15 protein-coding genes are annotated in these 17,886 nt (G+C 61.4%); 4 read left to right on the top strand and 11 right to left on the bottom strand.

Annotated features, from left to right (window positions below):
• The first annotated feature begins 17 nt into the window (after positions 1-17).
• Both AC6I6U_RS03650 and AC6I6U_RS03645 read left to right on the top strand, forming a co-directional pair.
• Positions 18-644: a LysE family translocator gene (locus AC6I6U_RS03650; RefSeq protein ID WP_497880699.1), complete on the top strand. Its 627-nt coding sequence runs from the start codon at positions 18-20 to the stop codon at positions 642-644.
• 91 nt (positions 645-735) lie between these two features.
• Positions 736-2,238, top strand: a complete 1,503-nt coding sequence (locus tag AC6I6U_RS03645; RefSeq protein ID WP_497880698.1) for an aldehyde dehydrogenase family protein — start codon at positions 736-738, stop codon at positions 2,236-2,238.
• Positions 2,239-2,377: 139 nt separating this feature from the next.
• Here AC6I6U_RS03645 and AC6I6U_RS03640 read toward each other — a convergent pair whose 3' ends face one another.
• From AC6I6U_RS03640 to AC6I6U_RS03625, 4 genes are all read right to left on the bottom strand, one after another.
• A complete protein-coding gene (locus AC6I6U_RS03640) occupies positions 2,378-4,423 on the bottom strand; it encodes a 2Fe-2S iron-sulfur cluster-binding protein (protein WP_497880697.1) in 2,046 nt (681 codons plus the stop codon).
• 21 nt (positions 4,424-4,444) lie between these two features.
• On the bottom strand, positions 4,445-5,074 hold the full coding sequence (locus AC6I6U_RS03635; protein WP_497880696.1) for a glutathione S-transferase family protein: 630 nt from the start codon (positions 5,072-5,074) through the stop codon (positions 4,445-4,447).
• A 140-nt stretch (positions 5,075-5,214) separates the two neighbouring features.
• Complete coding sequence (locus tag AC6I6U_RS03630) at positions 5,215-6,117, bottom strand: LysR family transcriptional regulator (protein WP_497880695.1); 903 nt, start codon at positions 6,115-6,117, stop codon at positions 5,215-5,217.
• Between the two features lie 76 nt (positions 6,118-6,193).
• Positions 6,194-7,009 (bottom strand): alpha/beta fold hydrolase, encoded by an 816-nt coding sequence (locus tag AC6I6U_RS03625; protein WP_497880694.1) that lies wholly within the window; start codon positions 7,007-7,009, stop codon positions 6,194-6,196.
• A gap of 300 nt (positions 7,010-7,309) precedes the next feature.
• Between AC6I6U_RS03625 and AC6I6U_RS03620 the strand changes: the two genes are divergently transcribed.
• Entirely contained in the window at positions 7,310-8,506 is a 1,197-nt protein-coding gene (locus tag AC6I6U_RS03620; protein ID WP_497880693.1) for a putative sugar O-methyltransferase, read from the top strand.
• Positions 8,507-8,690: 184 nt separating this feature from the next.
• Positions 8,691-9,104 (top strand): hypothetical protein, encoded by a 414-nt coding sequence (locus AC6I6U_RS03615; protein ID WP_497880692.1) that lies wholly within the window; start codon positions 8,691-8,693, stop codon positions 9,102-9,104.
• Positions 9,105-9,141: 37 nt separating this feature from the next.
• On the opposite strand, the gene AC6I6U_RS03610 is transcribed toward AC6I6U_RS03615, so the two are convergent.
• From AC6I6U_RS03610 to atpG, 7 genes are all read right to left on the bottom strand, one after another.
• Positions 9,142-10,413, bottom strand: coding sequence for a carbohydrate porin (locus tag AC6I6U_RS03610; RefSeq protein ID WP_497880691.1), 1,272 nt, complete (start codon positions 10,411-10,413; stop codon positions 9,142-9,144).
• Between the two features lie 351 nt (positions 10,414-10,764).
• The gene (gene glmS, locus AC6I6U_RS03605) at positions 10,765-12,600 is read right to left on the bottom strand and encodes a glutamine--fructose-6-phosphate transaminase (isomerizing) (RefSeq protein ID WP_497880690.1); all 1,836 of its coding nucleotides are present in this window, start codon (positions 12,598-12,600) and stop codon (positions 10,765-10,767) included.
• Positions 12,601-12,611: 11 nt separating this feature from the next.
• The gene (locus tag AC6I6U_RS03600; protein ID WP_497880689.1) at positions 12,612-13,379 is read right to left on the bottom strand and encodes a DeoR/GlpR family DNA-binding transcription regulator; all 768 of its coding nucleotides are present in this window, start codon (positions 13,377-13,379) and stop codon (positions 12,612-12,614) included.
• A 280-nt stretch (positions 13,380-13,659) separates the two neighbouring features.
• Positions 13,660-15,027 carry a bifunctional UDP-N-acetylglucosamine diphosphorylase/glucosamine-1-phosphate N-acetyltransferase GlmU gene (gene glmU / locus AC6I6U_RS03595; protein WP_497880688.1) on the bottom strand — a complete coding sequence of 456 codons (1,368 nt, stop codon included), beginning with the start codon at positions 15,025-15,027 and terminating at the stop codon, positions 13,660-13,662.
• 111 nt (positions 15,028-15,138) lie between these two features.
• The gene (locus AC6I6U_RS03590; RefSeq protein ID WP_010447599.1) at positions 15,139-15,564 is read right to left on the bottom strand and encodes a F0F1 ATP synthase subunit epsilon; all 426 of its coding nucleotides are present in this window, start codon (positions 15,562-15,564) and stop codon (positions 15,139-15,141) included.
• A gap of 45 nt (positions 15,565-15,609) precedes the next feature.
• A complete protein-coding gene (gene atpD / locus AC6I6U_RS03585) occupies positions 15,610-16,986 on the bottom strand; it encodes a F0F1 ATP synthase subunit beta (RefSeq protein ID WP_010447598.1) in 1,377 nt (458 codons plus the stop codon).
• A gap of 27 nt (positions 16,987-17,013) precedes the next feature.
• Complete coding sequence (atpG, locus tag AC6I6U_RS03580) at positions 17,014-17,874, bottom strand: F0F1 ATP synthase subunit gamma (protein ID WP_040071850.1); 861 nt, start codon at positions 17,872-17,874, stop codon at positions 17,014-17,016.
• Positions 17,875-17,886 lie beyond the last annotated feature (12 nt).

Below are 17,886 nucleotides of genomic sequence, written 5' to 3'. Positions count from 1 at the left end.
CCAAGAGAACGGCAACGATGCTCCTCTACCTGCTCGCGCTGGCGATGGTCTATCTGCTTCCCGGTCCCGACATGATCCTGCTGCTGCAAACCGGCGCCCGCCATGGCCGCGCCCTGGCCCTCACCACCGTATTGGGCCTGGCCGTGGCCCGTGCCTGCCACGTCGGCCTCGCCGCGCTGGGCCTGGCGGCACTGTTCAAGGCCACGCCCTGGACGTTCGATGTAGTGCGCCTGGCCGGCTCCGCCTACCTGCTGTGGATCGGCTTGCGCATGCTGCGACCCAGTACGCTGAGCGCGCTCGGCGCCGACCTCGAAGGCGACCGAAGCAACGCGTTGGGCTGGAGCAATGCCTTGCGCCAAGGCTTGTTGAGCAGCCTGCTGAATCCCAAGGCACTGCTGTTCTGCTCCGTACTGCTACCGCAGTTCATCGATGTGCACGCTGGAGCGGTTGGCGCCCAGTTTCTCTGGCTCGGGGTGATTCTGGTGGTGGTCGGCATGCTCTTCGACAGCCTCTACGCGCTGGCGGGCTCATGGATCGGCCGCTGGCTGGACAACAGCCCACGGGCCCAGCGCCTGCAACAGTGGTTGTTCGGCGGCCTGCTGATCGGCTTTGCCGCGCGCCTGGCCTTCATCCAGCAAGCCTGACCCCCTTTGTGAGAAACGCCGTTAGCAGGTGAGCCGACGGCGTTTTTCTTATACATTTCATTCCTCATTTATTCAGGCAAGTTCAGTCACCATGACCAGCACGCTCGATCGTCTTATCGCCGGCACTCCCATTCTCTACGCGGGTAATCGGGTTTCCCCGGTGCCGCCGGAATTGGCCGAGCGGTTCCAGCCGGGCGATCACCTGCTGGTCGATCAGGGCAGCGGCGAATTGCTGTTGATCCCGCAGTCGGTGCAACAGCTCGCCGCAAGCGCCATCGATGCCGCCCAAGATGCCTTCAGCGCACTGGCGCAGGTGTCGGACGACGCCATCAGCCGCTTCTTCGACCTGTTCGCCGGCCACCTGGAAGCCGACGAATCCTGGGCCTTGATCGAGGCGGCAAACCAGGCCGACCTGGCTCGGGCCCAGGCACTGGGGCGTTCCACCACGCGTCTGGCGACCAGCCAGGCCATGCGCCGCGACATGATTGCCGGGCTGCGGGCCTGGCGCGATGCGCCGCTGATTCGTGGGCGTGTGCGCGAGTCTGTGGAACATGCAGGCTGGAAAGTCGAGCAGGTAGTCGCTCCGTTGGGCGTGGTGGCGTTCGTTTTCGAGGGCCGGCCCAACGTGTTCGCCGATGCGGCTGGCGTCCTGCGCACCGGCAATACCGCGGTGCTGCGCATCGGTAGCGACGCCCTCGGCACGGCCCAGGCGATCATGAAGCACGCCTTGGAGCCAGCCCTGCGTGAAGCAGGCTTGCCGGAGGGCGCCGTGTCGCTGGTGGAAAGCCTCGATCGCGCGGCGGGCTGGGCAATGTTCGCCGACCGCCGGCTGTCCCTGGCGGTGGCTCGCGGCTCGGGCCACGCGGTGAAACAGCTGGGTGGCATTGCCCAGCAGGCTGGCACTGTCGTCAGCCTGCATGGTACCGGTGGCGCCTGGCTGGTAGCTCACCAGGATGCCGACGCAGCGCGTTTTGCCGAAGTGGTGCGCAACTCTCTCGATCGCAAGGTGTGCAACACGCTGAACGTCTGCGTGATCCACCGCCAGCGGGCGGCGGAACTGGTACCAGTGTTTCTTGACGCACTGACCGAGGCCGGCAAGGCTCGCGGCCAGAGCTGCAAGTTGCATATCGTCAGCGGTGACGAAGGCGTGTTGCCCGAACAGTGGTTGCAGGCGCAGGTACAGGTTCGTCGTGCCGAGGGTGACCGGGAAGAGGCACAGACCGAATCCCTGCCCGAGGAACAACTGGGCCGCGAGTGGGAATGGGAAGACACGCCGGAAGTCAGCCTGAAGATCGTCGACGACCTCGACCAGGCCATCGCGTTGTTCAACCGCTACAGCCCGCAATTCACCGTGTCGCTGCTCAGCGCCGACCGCCAGGCCCATGACTACTTCTACAACAGCATCAATGCGCCCTTCGTTGGCGACGGCTTCACCCGTTGGGTCGATGGGCAATACGCGCTGAACAAACCGGAGCTGGGTCTTTCGAACTGGGAGAATGGCCGCCTGTTCGCCCGAGGCGCGATCCTGTCGGGTGATGGGGTCTTCACCCTGCGGAGCCGGATGACTCAGATCGATACCAGTCTGCGCCGTTGAACCTGATCAGGTTCTGCTGATGGGATGACCCTGTCCCCAAGGGTTTCCCCCAGGAGCAGACTTTCCCGCGAAAGCGTCCTCAGGGCCGCCAAAAGCTTCGCGGGCAAGCCCGCTCCTACATGGCACCACCCACATAGGGTTAGAGATCCAGCACCAACGGTTCCTCGCCCTGGGCCGGTATCGCACAGCAGATCAGCACCTGACCTTCTCCCGGCAGTTCCGCCGGCGGATGCGGATAGTGCACCTGGCCGCTGATCAACCGCGTGCTGCACGTCCCGCATGACCCACCCCGGCAACTGAATTCGGGGCGCAAGCCACGGCTCTCCGCCAACTCCAGCAGGCTGCTCCCCTCCGGTTGCCAGCGGGCCTCCTTTGCCGATTTGTTGAACAACACCGGCACCGCAACGATAGCCGCTGGCGGTTGTTCGATCGGCTTCATCCCAGGGTCCAACTGCCGGCGCAACGTCGATGGCCCGAACGTTTCGGCGTGGATCTGTTCGTCGCGAATATCCAGGCCGCGCAGTTGATCGTACAAACCCTGGGTAAAACCACCAGGACCACAGAGCACGAAATCCACCGCGTCATAGTCGTCGATCAGCAACAGTTGCTGCATGACCGCCGCACTCAGCCGCCCGCGCACATCGTAATCCTTCCCCGGCACCGCACGCTCTTCCGGCTGGCTCAGCACACGCAACACCTGAACGGCCTCCCCGGCCAGCGCCAGCAATTCCTCCAGTTCTTCGGTGAACGGCAGTTCCGCCAGCGAGCGCGCGCTGAGAAACAGCACAGTCGGCCGCATCCGTCGCGTGCGCTTGCCCTGGTAAACCACCTCGCGCAGCATCGACAGCAACGGCGTGATCCCGACACCCGCTGCGAGCAACACCAGCGGGCGTGGCGCACTCGGCGCAACCGTGAAGTGCCCTTGCGGAGCACGCGCCTCGAGCAGATCGCCGACCTGCAGGCGATCGTGGACATGCGACGAAACCAGACCGTCCCGCTTCACGCTGATTCGCAGAAACGCATCCGATGGAGCGCTGGACACGCTATAGGTTCGAATATGCGTCTGCCCGTCGATGCTGAATCGCAAGGGTAGATGCTGCCCAGCCAAAAACAGCGGGCTGCCCGCCCCATCGGTCGGTTTCAGGTACAAGGAGCGGATATTGCGGCTTTCCTCGACAATCCGCTCGATCCGCAGTGGCCGCCAGCTATTGCCCAGCGCTTCGGCCTGCAACCGTGCAGCCGCCTGCTGCCAATTGCCGGTCATCAGGCTATTGGGAGAGAAGCCCTCAAACTTCCAGCGCAAGGTCGATGCAGCCGGGCGACGCAGACAATGTTCCACGTGGAACTTCCACAAACGCTCCGCACCTTGGAAAGCTTTCACCAGCGGACCGTCGAGGATGATTTCGGTACGACCACTCAGTTGCAGCAGGTCTCCGGTATTGAAGTCGATGAACAGCAAGCCGGCCCGCGGATTTACCAGCAGGTTGCCCAAGGTATTGAAGAACAGGTTGCCGGCAAAGTCCGGAATGGTCAGGCAGTCCTCCTCCACCTGCACAAACCCGCTTTGCCCACCGCGATGGGAGACATCCACCGAACGGCCGCCGTCGACATCAACGTAACTGGCGACGAAAAAGGTATCGGCACCACGAATCATCGCCGTCGCCACGGAGTCCAACGTAGTGCCCCGATGCACGACCCGTTGCTCCGGTTCGACCGGCGCCACCCGTTCGAACTGGCGTAATTGAATGTACTGCGGGCAGTTGCCGAAGCTGTGTTCCACAACGACATCCAGGCCCTGCTCACCCAGGCTACGGATGCGCCCATTGAGCCGGTTGCGCCGCCGCGTATGCAGTTCGATACCCAGTAAACCCAGGGCTTCCCCTGGCTGTATGGCGCCATGGAGCGGATCTTCGGGTTGTGGAAAACTGTCGATCCGCAGGAGCTTGGGGTCGGGAGAAAAGGCAAAGCCAGGTTCGCCCTCGAACAGGCTTGCCCAAGGCCTCCCTTCTTCATCAACCGCACCAAACAGCATGAACGGCAACTGGCGGAAGAAATCACGATGCTGGTCCGGCATATAGTCCCGGACTACCCGGGTGCCCAATTCAGCCATCCGCTCGGCGACGCCGGCTCGTGCCTGCATCTGCCGTTCGCCCGCATGCCAGGGTGAAACACCGGACTGGTTCATCGCGATTCCTCCCCTGGGGACTTAGGCCGTCTGCAAGCCGACAACGGTACGTGGCATCGGGACGAAGCCAGGCAGCGCTTCAATGCGCGCCAGCCAGGCCCTGACGTTAGGGTAGTCGGCCAGCGAGACGTTGCCCTCTGGCGCATGGGCGATATAGCTGTAACTGGCGACATCGGCGATGGTCGGTTCGCTACCTGCCAGATAAGGCGTGTGGCCCAGTTCCTGCTCGATCACCTTGAGCAAGGCGTGAGAACGAGTGATCGCCTCGTCGGCATCGAAATTCGCGCCGAACACCGTGATCAACCTGGCCCGCGCCGGACCGAAGGCAATCGGCCCCGCCGCCACCGACAGCCAACGCTGCACCTGGGCGGCGCCGACAGGATCGCTCGGCAGCCAGCGGCCGTTGCCATATTTCTGCGCCAGGTACACGAGAATCGCGTTGGAATCCGCCAGGATCACGCCCTGGTCGTCGATCACCGGAACCTGGCCAAACGCGTTCAGCGCCAGGTACTCGGGCTTCTTGTGGGCGCCGCTGGGCAGGTCGACATGGATCAGTTCCACCGGCAGGCCGAGCAGGGACAGCATCAACTCGGCACGATGGGCGTGGCCGGAACGGGAAAAGTTATAGAGCTTGATGGCAGGCTGAGACATGGTGCACTCCAGAAGCGCCGGGCGATCCTGGATGGATCGCGCTGTGGGAGTCATCTTCCGCTTGCGGCGAAAACAACAGAATCACCAGAAATGGCAATCCGTTATTTCAGCAGGTGAAATAAACCCTGACTGAAGGGGGTTCACTTCCTGAGTGCCAGATTATCCCTCAAGGCAGCCACCACAAAATCGACAAAACTGCGGACCCGTACCGGTGCCGTACGCCCACCCTGATACACCACGTGGATCGGCATTGGCAGCAACTCGAAATCCTCGAGCACCACTTCCAGTTCGCCCGAGGCCAACTGGTCCGCCACCTGATAGGACAGCACCCGCGTAAGCCCCGCCCCGAGGCAGGCCGCCCGAATGGCCGCCTGGTTGGCGCTCACCGCCATACGCGGTTCCAGGCGAATATTGAGCGGCTTGTCGCCGTCGACGAATTGCCAGCTGCGCACCTGGGAAGCCCCCGACGTCATGATGATCCGTGCCTGGCGCAGTTCATCCGGATGCATGGGCCTGCCATGCCTGGCCAGATACCCGGGCGATGCGCAGACGACCCGGCGTACTTGCCCGACCCTCACGGCATGGTGACCACTGTCCGGCAGTTCGCCGATACGCACGGCCACGTCGATACCGTCCTCGACCATGCGCACCACCCTGTCCACCAGCAAGGCGTTGATGCTGACGGCCGGGTACTGTTCCAGATAGCGCACCATCACGGGTGTGACATACAAGTCGCCAAACAGTACCGGCGCAGTCATGGTCAGTTGTCCACTCGGTTGCGCGTGGTTTTCGGCCGCACAGGCTTCGGCTTCATCCAGTTCCGCGAGAATCCGCCGGCAGTCCTCGAAATAGCGCTGACCCGGCTCGGTCAGATACACACTGCGCGTGGTGCGAATCAGCAACTGCGCGCCAATGCGTTTTTCCAGGGCCGATACCGCACGGGTGACGCTGGGAGCCGACAGATTCAGGCGCCGCGCGGCCGCCGAGAACCCCTGCTCCTGGGCCACGGCAAGGAACACCTGCATTTCCTGGAATCTATCCACACCGCCCCCTGTGCACCGCAGCAAAGAAAAGAGCCGCATCGGCGGCCCTCTTCAGCGTATCCAAAACCCGCCGGGATTACCCGGACAGTTTTTCCAGGAACGCCAGCAGCGCCTGGTTCACGCTGGCCGGATTCTCGATGCTGGAAATATGCCCGGCTTCGGGAATGCCGATGTACGGGCAACCGATGAATTCGGCCATTTCCCGGGCTTCGCTCGGCGGCCGTGGCTTGTCCTGCTCGCCGCACATCACCAGGGTGGTCTTGGCGTTCAGCGCGGCCAACGCGGCAAGGCGATCGTCGCGGCCGAAGATCAAGCGGCCAAGGGGCACGATGCTGTTGAGCAACTGCTCGCGGGAGTACTGGGTCAGGGAATGACGGAACGTCTGGTAGAACGGCGTCTCGGGGTCGATGCCGGGCTTGAAGAAGATCGGCACGATGGCATCCAGCAACGGCGGCGGAATGCTGCCGGCATCCTCGATCATCTTCAGCATCGAGAAGTAATACTGGCGGGTGGCTTCAGGTTCCGCACCGGCATAGGTGTCCATCAGCACCAGCCCACGAATGCGTTGGGGCGCCGCCAATGCCAGCCGCGCGCCCCACATGCCGCCAACCGACAGGCCGACCAGGCTGAAACGCTGGATATCCAGCAGATCGAGCAGGGCCAGCACCTGGTTGGCCAGGTCATCGAGGCTGAGGGTGTTGGCCGGCAGTTGCCCGGATTGCCCATGGCCCCAGAGCTCCGGCACGATCACCCGATAGTGCTGGGAAAGCACGGCGATCTGCGGGGCCCACATGGCGCTGTCCCACAGGTAGCTTGAACCCAGGACGACCACCTCGCCCTCCCCCTGGTCCAGGTAATGCAGCGGTTGCCCATCGATAGTCACAACTGGCATGGAATCCCCCTTGGGCGTGGATAAGACGACAAATGCCTGAGCGGCACGCGGTGAGTAAATCTTGCAGGGATCGGACAATATTGGCCAGGAGAGTTCAACCCGCAGAAAACATGCTTTGTAATGAAACATTCTGCATCGACATCGATAATTTAGGCGCGGGATACTGCTAGCGTGTAGATGCCAGGGGCAACGCGAGCCGATTCGTGCCGAATGGAGAGAGCTGGTCGAAATTGACAAGCAGCCGCCATTTACTACCGTTGAACTTTTTCACTCTTGAAACGCAGGACGCAGGGGCAATCAGTGGACATTTCAAGTATTGCGACTCTATCTGAAATAACGGTGCCATCAGAGCCGCAGCGGGATGCGGCCGAACGTGTAGCAGTCGAGGTACTTGCCTCACTGAATAATCGGAATCAAATCATCGAGGATCGAGGGCTCGACGCGAAGTTCGGAAAGCCCGATGCCAACTGGGCCGACGACTCGCCCAACGACTTTCGTGACGCGGTCAAACTGCTTGCCACGCTCGAATGGAAACACATCGACAATCTCAGGCTGATGGCGCAGTGCTTCACCGGCTACAGCCTCAGAGAAATGAAGGGGGCCCGCGGGGTTCGAAGCGTTGCCGAAGTACCGGGCAACTTTGATGAGCGTCTGCGCCAGATAGACCCCACGGAGGTCATTCGGGCCTGGAAGGACTCCGTAAAGGGGGTGCCTGAATGGGCCTGGGTAAAGCCGCCGCATATTTTGGGCGAAGTCGGTTGGTATGTTGACGGCGTGCTGGTCAACTACGATACCCGCGTCTACCAGGAGAGGATGACACTTCTCTATTCATCCGGCGTCCTGGACAGGCTGCGGTCGCTGGGACGCCCGGCGCGAATTCTTGAAATCGGCGGCGGGTATGGTGCCTTGGCGCTGGCCTTGATGGAGGCCGTGCCTGATTGCGAATACGTGATCTGTGACTTGCCCGAGAGTCTGCTGTTCTCCGGTATCTACCTGTCGATTGCGACGCAGAACGTGAAGATGCACGGCGAAGCAGGTGACGAGCGCCTGTCGTTGTTGCCCAATTACCTGTTCGACACCCTGTCCGAAAGTTTCGACCTGGTTATCAACACCCTGTCGATGAGCGAAATGTCGGAGTACCAGGTAAAGAGATACGCATCGGGTATCAGGACCCAGATTTCTGAGCACGGCATATTCTTCGAGCAGAACCAGGATAATACCGTGATGGGGCTTTCATTCGCCGAGGCTCTGTTGGCTCCCGAGTTTGCCGCGCGTTTGCAGATAAAAAGCCAGATGGTACTCACCGAGGGCTCCCCCAACCTCTGGGCAACCTCGCAACAGGTGCTTGATGACCTTGCGCATCCGACAACCGAAGTTGCCGCGGTGAAAACGCCTCAAGCCCAACCTGTATCCCCGCCTGAACCTTCCACTCCGCCAGGTTGGATGGCCAGGATCACGAGCAATATCAAACGCCGATTGGCATCTGCCTCACGCTGAGATTCAGCGCGCATCGTGAGCAAAAGGCTCGCTTCGGCGAGCCCTTTTATTTCGGGCAGATACAGCTGGCCAACGGGCTGTGGATAAGTCGACGGGCACTCATTAACACTTTGAAACCTTCGTTTTCGGCCACAACCGAACGACTGCGCTAACCTCGTGGTTTTCAAGCACCGAAATTTCCTACATGAACTACCCAGGACTTCTCTGCGCCGCCTTGCTGTTGTCGCTTGCCGGGTGCGAACAATCGGCCTCGTCCAGTAGTGGGGTTTCCGCAGCGACCAGCGATGCCAGTGCCCTCAAGGGTGGTTTTCGGGCGACCGGCAACGAGCCGGGCTGGGCTGTTGAAGTCGGCACGGGAACAGAACCGCCGCTGCACCTGGAGATGAACTACGGCCAGCAGAAAACCGAAGTGGCCAAGACCGAATCCACCCCGGATGGATTCTTCGGCAACGCTGCGGACGGTACCGAAATCCAGGTGCTGATCGACAGGAGCACCTGCGCCGACGACATGAGCGGCAGGAAGTTCGAGGCGACCGTGCTGCTCAAGGTCGGGGATCGGGACTACCATGGTTGTGGCGGCTGGTCGGTGGCGCACTAGCATTCACCCACCGTGCCCTCATGGCAGCCGCGGCGGTTTAGAACGTGGCCTTGACCTGCAGGCCCAGTACCAGCGCGTTGTCGATGTCCTTCCCGGAGAAGGCTCCCGGCTCGATGATGTACTGCACATCCGGCCGCAGCATCAGCCACGGCGTGGCCTGGTAGCCGTAGCTCAGCTCGATCAACTGCTCGGCGTTGTCGATGTTGGGGAACGGCCGGCCGGCATCGAACGCGGCGTCTTCCAGCAGAGAGCGACTGCGCGGGTTGGGCACCGCGCGACCGTAGCCCAGGGCCAAGGTGTCGCGCGGGCGGCCTTCGAATGGTTTGTACAGCACCACTCCGGCGCCATACCACTTGGTGAATGGCGAGGCCGCCTCGCTCGAGGCCGAATACTGGCCAAACACATGCAAGCTGCGCCCAGGCGAACCGGCATCATTCCACACCGCCTGCTCGGCCAGCAGGTAGTGGCCGCTACGGCCGGACACTTCCTTGTTGCTGCCAATGCGTTTCACGTCGGAGCTGTCGTAGTAGTAGCCCAGCTTGTACTCGCCCGGCAGTTCGCCCTGCGGCTTGTACACCAGTTCCACCGGCAGCACGGTACCGGTAGTGTGCTTGGGCCCCAGGTGCCAGGCACGGCTGGAGTTGCCGTTGCTTTCCGGGTCGACGTTGAACGCCGCCACGCGCAGTTGCCAGGAGCGCGACAGATCGTACTTCACCCGCGCGCCCAAGCGGGCATTGGGGTAGTTGGTCCAGCCGCTGCCACCGGACATGTTCAGCGGGTGGCCACAGAAGCCAGCGTTCATGAAGTTGCAGAGGATGCCGCTGTCCAGGCCGCCAAGGTCGTTGCCCATGGCCATGTAGCCGATCTTCACGTTCAGCGCCGGGGTGAACAGGCTGTTCTCGTAGCTGAACTCCGTCAAGCGGGTGTACAGGCCCCCGTAGTTTTCCTGGATCGGCAGGCGGTTGCCGACCAGATCTTCCGAGGCGCTCCGGCCGCGGCGGTCGTTGATGGTCAACTGGACCTTGCCGCCGTTTTCCCAACCGTACAGTTTCGACAGGTCGAACTGCACGCCGAGCCGGATGTTCTGCGAGTAGCGTGCCGAGCGGTGCAGGCCACCGTCGGCGTTGTAGGCGGTTTCGCCGCTGTAGTCGCCAGTGAACCGGACGCCATCTTCCTCGAGCTGGTGGCGCAGGCCGCCCCAGTCACCAGTCAGGGTGCTGCGGGACATCAGGTCGGCATCGGCCATGGCGGCACTGCTGACCAGGGCCAGCAACAGGGCAGTCGGGGTATGGCTAATTGAGAGGGGCATTGCGGTATCTCGGTTTGTATTTGAAGAGCTCGTCGGCCGACCTGGCGGCCCCTGGCAGGTGGGATTTCCAGAGGAGGACGGGTGTGGCGCCAGCGGCGCGCCTGCACTCAAGCCTGGGCCCATGCAGGTCAGAGGTGGGGCAGTTTATGCTCTTGCAAATTGAATTAACAGGTTAGTACATTTTGAAAGAAATCGATTATCTCTGGGAATGCGTAACCTGGCAGGTGAGATATCGAAAGATAGGCGTGAGGAAGAAGGAACCCGGTGAAGGGCAAGGCGGGATACCGGAGAGCAAACCTCTCCGGTTCCTGCGACAGCTTTAAAACCAGATGGCTGTGACTGACAGCCCGCTTACTCCACCGTCACCGACTTCGCCAGGTTGCGCGGCTGGTCGACGTCCGTGCCCTTGAGCACTGCCACGTAGTACGACAGCAGTTGCAGCGGGATGGTGTAGAGAATCGGCGCCAGGGTGTCATGGATGTGCGGCATGCTGATGACGTGGGTGCCCTCGCCATTGCTCATGCCGGCCTGTTCATCGGCGAAGACGATCAGTTCACCGCCACGGGCGCGGACTTCCTGCAGGTTGGACTTGAGCTTCTCCAGCAGTTCGTTGTTCGGTGCCACGGTGACGATCGGCATGTCGTTGTCGACCAGCGCCAGTGGGCCGTGCTTGAGCTCGCCGGCCGGATAGGCCTCGGCGTGGATGTAGGAGATCTCCTTGAGCTTGAGCGAACCTTCCATCGCCACCGGATACTGCGCACCACGCCCGAGGAACAGGGTGTGATTCTTGTCGGCGAACAGCTCGGCGATCTTCTCGACCTTGGTGTCCATCGCCAGGGTTTCGCCCAGGCGGGTCGGCAGGCGGCGCAGTTCTTCCACCAGCTCGGCTTCGACACCTTCCGCCAGGGTGCCACGTACCTGGCCCAGGGCCAGGGTCAGCAGCAGCAGGCCAACCAGCTGGGTGGTGAAGGCCTTGGTCGAGGCCACGCCGATTTCGCGGCCAGCCTGGGTCAGCAGGGTCAGGTCCGATTCACGTACCAGCGAGCTGATGCTGACGTTGCAGATCGCCAGGCTGCCCAGGAACCCCAGCTCCTTGGCATTACGCAGGGCCGCCAGGGTGTCGGCGGTTTCGCCAGACTGGGAGATGGAAACGAACAACGTATCCGGCTGCACCACTACTTTGCGGTAGCGGAATTCGCTGGCGACTTCCACCTGGCATGGAATGCCCGCCAGGCTCTCCAGCCAGTAACGGGCGACCATACCGGCATGGTAGCTGGTGCCGCAGGCGACGATCTGCACGTTGCGCACCTTGGCGAACAGCTCGGCCGCCTGTGGACCGAAAGCCTGGACCAGCACCTGGTTCTGGCTCAGGCGGCCTTCCAGGGTGCGCTGCACCACGGATGGCTGCTCATGGATTTCCTTGAGCATGAAGTGGCGGAACTCGCCCTTGTCGGCGGCTTCGGCGCCATCGCGATACTGCACGGCTTCGCGCTCGACGGCCTGGCCGTCGACATCCCAGATCTGCACGCTGTCACGGCGGATCTCGGCGATATCGCCCTCCTCCAGGTACATGAAGCGGTCGGTCACCTGGCGCAGGGCCAGTTGGTCGGACGCGAGGAAGTTCTCGCCCAGGCCCAGGCCGATCACCAGTGGGCTACCACTGCGGGCGGCGAGCAGGCGGTCAGGTTGCTGGGCGTTGATCACGGCCAGGCCGTAGGCGCCGTGCAGCTCCTTGACGGTGGCCTTGAGGGCCTTGGTCAGGTCGCCGAGGTCCTTGAGCTTGTGGTTCAGCAGGTGGGCGATCACTTCGGTATCGGTGTCCGAGGTGAAGACGTAGCCCAGGCCCTTGAGCTGTTCGCGCAGGGCTTCGTGGTTCTCGATGATGCCGTTATGCACCACAGCGATATCGGCACCGGAGAAATGCGGGTGGGCGTTACGCTCGCACGGCGCACCGTGGGTAGCCCAGCGGGTGTGGGCAATGCCCAGGCGACCCACCAATGGCTGGCCGGCCAGGGCCTGGTCCAGCTCGCTGACCTTGCCGGTCCGGCGAGTACGCTCCAGCGTACCGTTATGGGTGAAGACGGCCACACCGGCGCTGTCGTAGCCACGGTATTCCAGGCGCTTCAGACCCTCGACCAGAATGGCCGTGATATTACGTTCAGCAACTGCACCGACAATCCCGCACATGCTCTTTTCTCCTAGCTGACGGCCGCGCAAATCAAATGAATGCCGCGGGCCTGAATCTGTTCGCGTGCCTCCTGGGGCAAGCGTTCATCGGTAATAAGGGTGTGGACGCTGCGCCATGGCAGCTCCAGGTTGGGGATGCGCCGACCGATCTTGTCGGACTCGACCATGACCACCACTTCACGGGACACTTCGGCCATTACCCGGCTGAGGCCGAGCAATTCGTTGAAGGTGGTGGTACCGCGCTCCAGGTCGATGCCATCGGCACCGATGAACAACTGGTCGAAGTCGTAGGAGCGCAGTACCTGTTCGGCGACCTGGCCCTGGAACGATTCGGAGTGCGGGTCCCAGGTGCCGCCGGTCATCAGCAGCACCGGTTCATGCTCGAGCTCGCTCAGGGCGCGGGCAACGTTCAGCGAGTTGGTCATCACCACCAGGCCAGGTTGCAGGCCCAGTTCAGGGATCATCGCAGCCGTGGTGCTGCCGCTGTCGATGATGATCCGCGCGTGTTCACGCAGGCGCCCGACCGCAGCGCGAGCAATGGCCTGCTTGTATTTCGAAACCGCCTGGCCCGCATCGCTGACCAGTTCCTGAGGCATGCTGATAGCACCGCCATAACGACGTAGCAGCAAACCATTGCTTTCGAGCGCAGCCAAATCCTTTCGAACCGTAACCTCGGAGGTTTCGAAGCGCTTGGCCAGTTCGTCCACACTCACTTCACCCTGTTCACTGAGCAAGGCGAGAATGCTGTGGCGACGTTGAGGTGTATTGCGTTTCGACATGGGAGGTTATGTTTCGATTCGAAAGATAATGTTCTCAATCAAAACCTGAAATCGAAATGTCGTCAAGTGAAAGGTTTGTAAATTGAGAGTTGTGGATAACTTTCCGTGGGAGCCGGCTTGCTGCGATAGCAGTGTCATTGGCGCCACAGAATTTCCATGAATGGCCGCCTGCGGCGGATCGCCAGCAAGCCGGCTCCCACAAGGACGGAGTTTTTAAGGAAGAAAGGGCCACTCCCGGTGGCCCTCCCTTTCCACAGCCTTGAAAAGGCTTGTGGATAATTCAGCTCTTCTTGATTTTCACCGGGCGCTTCCAGCCATCGATATTGCGCTGGCGCGCGCGAGCCACACCCAGTTGACCTTGTTCGACGTTCTGGGTGATGGTCGACCCCGCCGCCGTGGTGGCCCCATTGGAGATATCCACAGGGGCCACCAGGGAGTTGTTGGTGCCGATGAAGACGTCGTCGCCCAGCACGGTCTTGTGCTTGTTGGCGCCATCGTAATTGCAGGTGATGGTGCCGGCGCCGATATTGGTCCGCTCACCGATCTCGGCATCACCCAGGTAGGCCAGGTGCCCGGCCTTGGTGTCGTTACCCAGCACAGCGTTCTTCAACTCGACGAAGTTACCCACATGGGCACGCGCGCCCAGCACGCTGCCTGGACGCAGGCGGGCGAACGGACCGGCGTCACTGCCCTCGCCCATGATCGCGCCATCAAGGTGAGTGTTGGCCTTGAGCACCACGCCCTTGCGCAGGGTGCTGTCCTTGATCACGCAGTTCGGCCCGATCACCACGTCGTCCTCGATCACCACATGCCCTTCGAGGATCACGTTGATGTCGATCAGCACGTCACGACCCACGGTGACCTCGCCACGCACGTCGAAACGGGCCGGATCGCGCAGGGTCACGCCCTGGGCCATCAGGCGCAGGGCCTCGCGCTTCTGGTAATGGCGCTCGAGTTCGGCCAACTGCCGACGGTCGTTGGCACCCTGCACTTCCATGGCGTCGTGGGGTTGCTCGGTTTCCACCACCAGGCCATCGCTGACTGCCATGGCGATCACGTCGGTCAGGTAGTACTCGCCCTGGGCGTTGTTATTCGACAGGCGGCTCATCCAGTCGCCAAGACGCTGGGCCGGCAAGGCGAGAATGCCGGTGTTGCCTTCGGTGATGGCGCGCTGCGCCTCGTTGGCGTCCTTCTGCTCGACGATCGCACAGGCCTTGCCTGCGGCATTGCGCACGATGCGGCCATAGCCGGTCGGATCGGCCAGCTCGACGGTCAGCAGCGCCACCTGTTCGGGTGTGGCGTGTTGCAGCAGGCGTCGCAGGGTTTCCACTTCGATCAGCGGCACGTCACCGTAGAGCACCAGCACCGTGTCGGCAGTAATGAACGGTACGGCCTGGGCCACCGCGTGGCCGGTACCCAGTTGTTTGTCCTGGAGAACAAAGTTCAGGTCGTCGGCTGCCAGTCGTTCGCGCACCTGGTCCGCACCGTGGCCGATCACCACGTGAATGCGCTGTGGATTCAATTGCCGCGCGCTGTGGATAACATGTCCAAGCATCGAGTTGCCAGCGACAGGATGAAGAACCTTCGGCAACGCCGAGCGCATGCGGGTGCCTTGGCCGGCCGCGAGAATAACGATTTCGAGAGACATGACTGGCTACCAATCCTGGGTGGTCAGAGTTGTGACCAAGTGTGAAAATCGGAAAAGAAAAAAGGGTAGCCGAGGCTACCCTTTTTAATCAATCGCGCAACAAGCGGAGGCTTAGCCGCCGAACTTCTTGCGGATCTGCTGGACGGTGCGCAGCTGGGCTGCGGCCTCGGCCAGACGTGCAGCAGCGGAACCGTAGTCGAAGTCCGCGCCTTTTTCGTTCAGGGCCTTCTCGGCAGCCTTGACGGCTTCCTGAGCGGAGGCTTCGTCCAGGTCGGCAGCACGTTGCACGGTGTCGGCAAGAACCTTGACCATGTTCGGCTGAACCTCAAGGAAACCACCGGAGATGTAGAACACCTCGGCTTCCCCGCCCTGCTTGATCAAGCGGATCGGACCCGGCTTGAGATTGGTGATCAGCGGCGCGTGGCCCAGGGCAATACCCAGGTCACCCAGCGCACCGTGTGCAATCACCATCTCGACCAGACCGGAGAAAATTTCCCCTTCCGCACTGACGATATCGCAATGGACTGTCATAGCCATCTGATTGCCTCAACCTAAATTAGCGCCCGTTGCCGGGCGCCGGGATTACAGTTTCTTGGCTTTCTCGATCGCTTCTTCGATGCCGCCAACCATGTAGAACGCTTGTTCTGGCAGGTGGTCGTAGTCACCGTTGAGGATGCCTTTGAAGCCAGCAATGGTGTCTTTCAGGGAAACGTATTTACCCGAGGCACCGGTGAAGACTTCAGCCACGAAGAACGGCTGCGACAGGAAACGCTGGATCTTACGAGCGCGGGATACCAACTGCTTGTCGGTTTCCGACAGCTCGTCCATACCCAGGATCGCGATGATGTCCTTCAGTTCCTTGTAGCGCTGCAGCACGTACTGAACGCCGCGAGCGGTTTCGTAGTGCTCGTTGCCGATCACGTTCGGATCCAGCTGGCGCGAAGTCGAGTCCAGTGGGTCTACCGCTGGGTAGATACCCAGGGAAGCGATGTCACGGGACAGTACGACGGTGGCGTCCAAGTGGGCGAAGGTGGTCGCCGGCGACGGGTCGGTCAGGTCGTCCGCAGGTACGTATACGGCCTGGATCGAAGTGATCGAACCTTGCTTGGTCGAAGTGATGCGCTCTTGCAGCACGCCCATCTCTTCAGCCAGAGTCGGCTGGTAACCTACTGCCGAAGGCATACGGCCCAGCAGTGCGGATACTTCGGTACCGGCCAGGGTGTAACGGTAGATGTTGTCGACGAACAGCAGAACGTCGTTACCTTCGTCACGGAACTTCTCGGCCATGGTCAGGCCGGTCAGGGCTACGCGCAGACGGTTTCCCGGCGGCTCGTTCATCTGGCCGTAGACCAGTGCCACTTTGTCCAGAACGTTGGAATCCTTCATCTCGTGGTAGAAGTCGTTACCCTCACGAGTACGCTCACCCACACCGGCGAACACGGAATAACCGCTGTGCTCGATGGCGATGTTACGGATCAGTTCCATCATGTTTACGGTCTTGCCGACACCGGCACCACCGAACAGACCAACCTTACCACCCTTGGCGAACGGGCAAACCAGGTCGATAACCTTGATGCCGGTTTCCAGCAGTTCGTTGCCGCCAGCCTGTTCTGCGAAGGAAGGAGCGGCGCGGTGGATACCCCAGCGCTCTTCTTCGCCGATCGGACCAGCTTCGTCGATCGGGTTGCCCAGCACGTCCATGATCCGGCCCAGGGTCGCTTTACCGACTGGTACGGAGATGGCTGCGCCAGTGTTGTTCACGTCCAGGCCACGCTTGAGGCCTTCGGTGGAACCCATCGCAATGGTACGTACCACGCCGTCGCCCAGCTGCTGCTGAACTTCCAGAGTGGTTTCGGCGCCTTGAACCTTCAAGGCGTCGTAGATGCTCGGTACGCTGTCGCGTGGAAATTCCACGTCGATGACGGCGCCGATGATTTGAACGATACGTCCGCTACTCATAGCTGGATCCTCTGAATATTTGAACCGTTAAACCGCGGCAGCGCCGCCGACGATTTCCGAGATCTCTTGGGTGATCGCAGCCTGACGCGCCTTGTTGTAGATCAGCTGCAAATCGCTGATCAGATCACCGGCGTTGTCGGTAGCGTTCTTCATCGCGATCATCCGCGCCGCTTGCTCAGCAGCGTTGTTCTCGACCACCGCCTGGTACACCTGCGACTCCACATAGCGCACCATCAGGCCGTCAAGCAGCTCTTTGGCGTCCGGTTCGTACAGATAGTCCCAGTGGTGCTTGAGTTCCTGATCCGGGGTTGCCACCAGTGGAATCAATTGCTCCACGGTAGGCTGCTGGGTCATGGTGTTGATGAACTTGTTGGACACCACGGACAGGCGGTCGATACGGCCGTCCAGGTAGGCATCCAGCATCACCTTCACGCTGCCGATCAGGTCGTTGATCGACGGCTCTTCACCCAGGTGGCTGATAGCTGCAACGACGTTACCGCCGAAGTTGCGGAAAAAGGCCGCACCCTTGCTACCCACGACACACAGATCAATCTCGACGCCGTTTTCGCGGTTTACCGCCATGTCCTTGACCAGGGCCTTGAACAGGTTGGTGTTCAAGCCGCCGCACAGACCACGGTCACTGCTCACCACGACGTAACCGACGCGCTTGACGGCGCGGTCGATCATGAACGGGTGGCGGTATTCCGGGTTGGCGTTGGCCAGATGCCCAATTACCTGGCGGATACGCTCCGCATAAGGACGGCTAGCAGCCATGCGCATTTGTGCCTTGCGCATTTTGCTGACCGCCACTTTTTCCATGGCGCTGGTAATTTTTTGCGTGCTTTTGATGCTCGCAATCTTACTGCGAATCTCTTTTGCGCCTGCCATGTAACACCTATC

Source organism: Pseudomonas sp. UTLPPB19802 (assembly GCF_059730225.1).
Note: the sequence above shows the minus strand (reverse complement) of the source record. Positions and strands in the feature narration are given on the sequence as shown.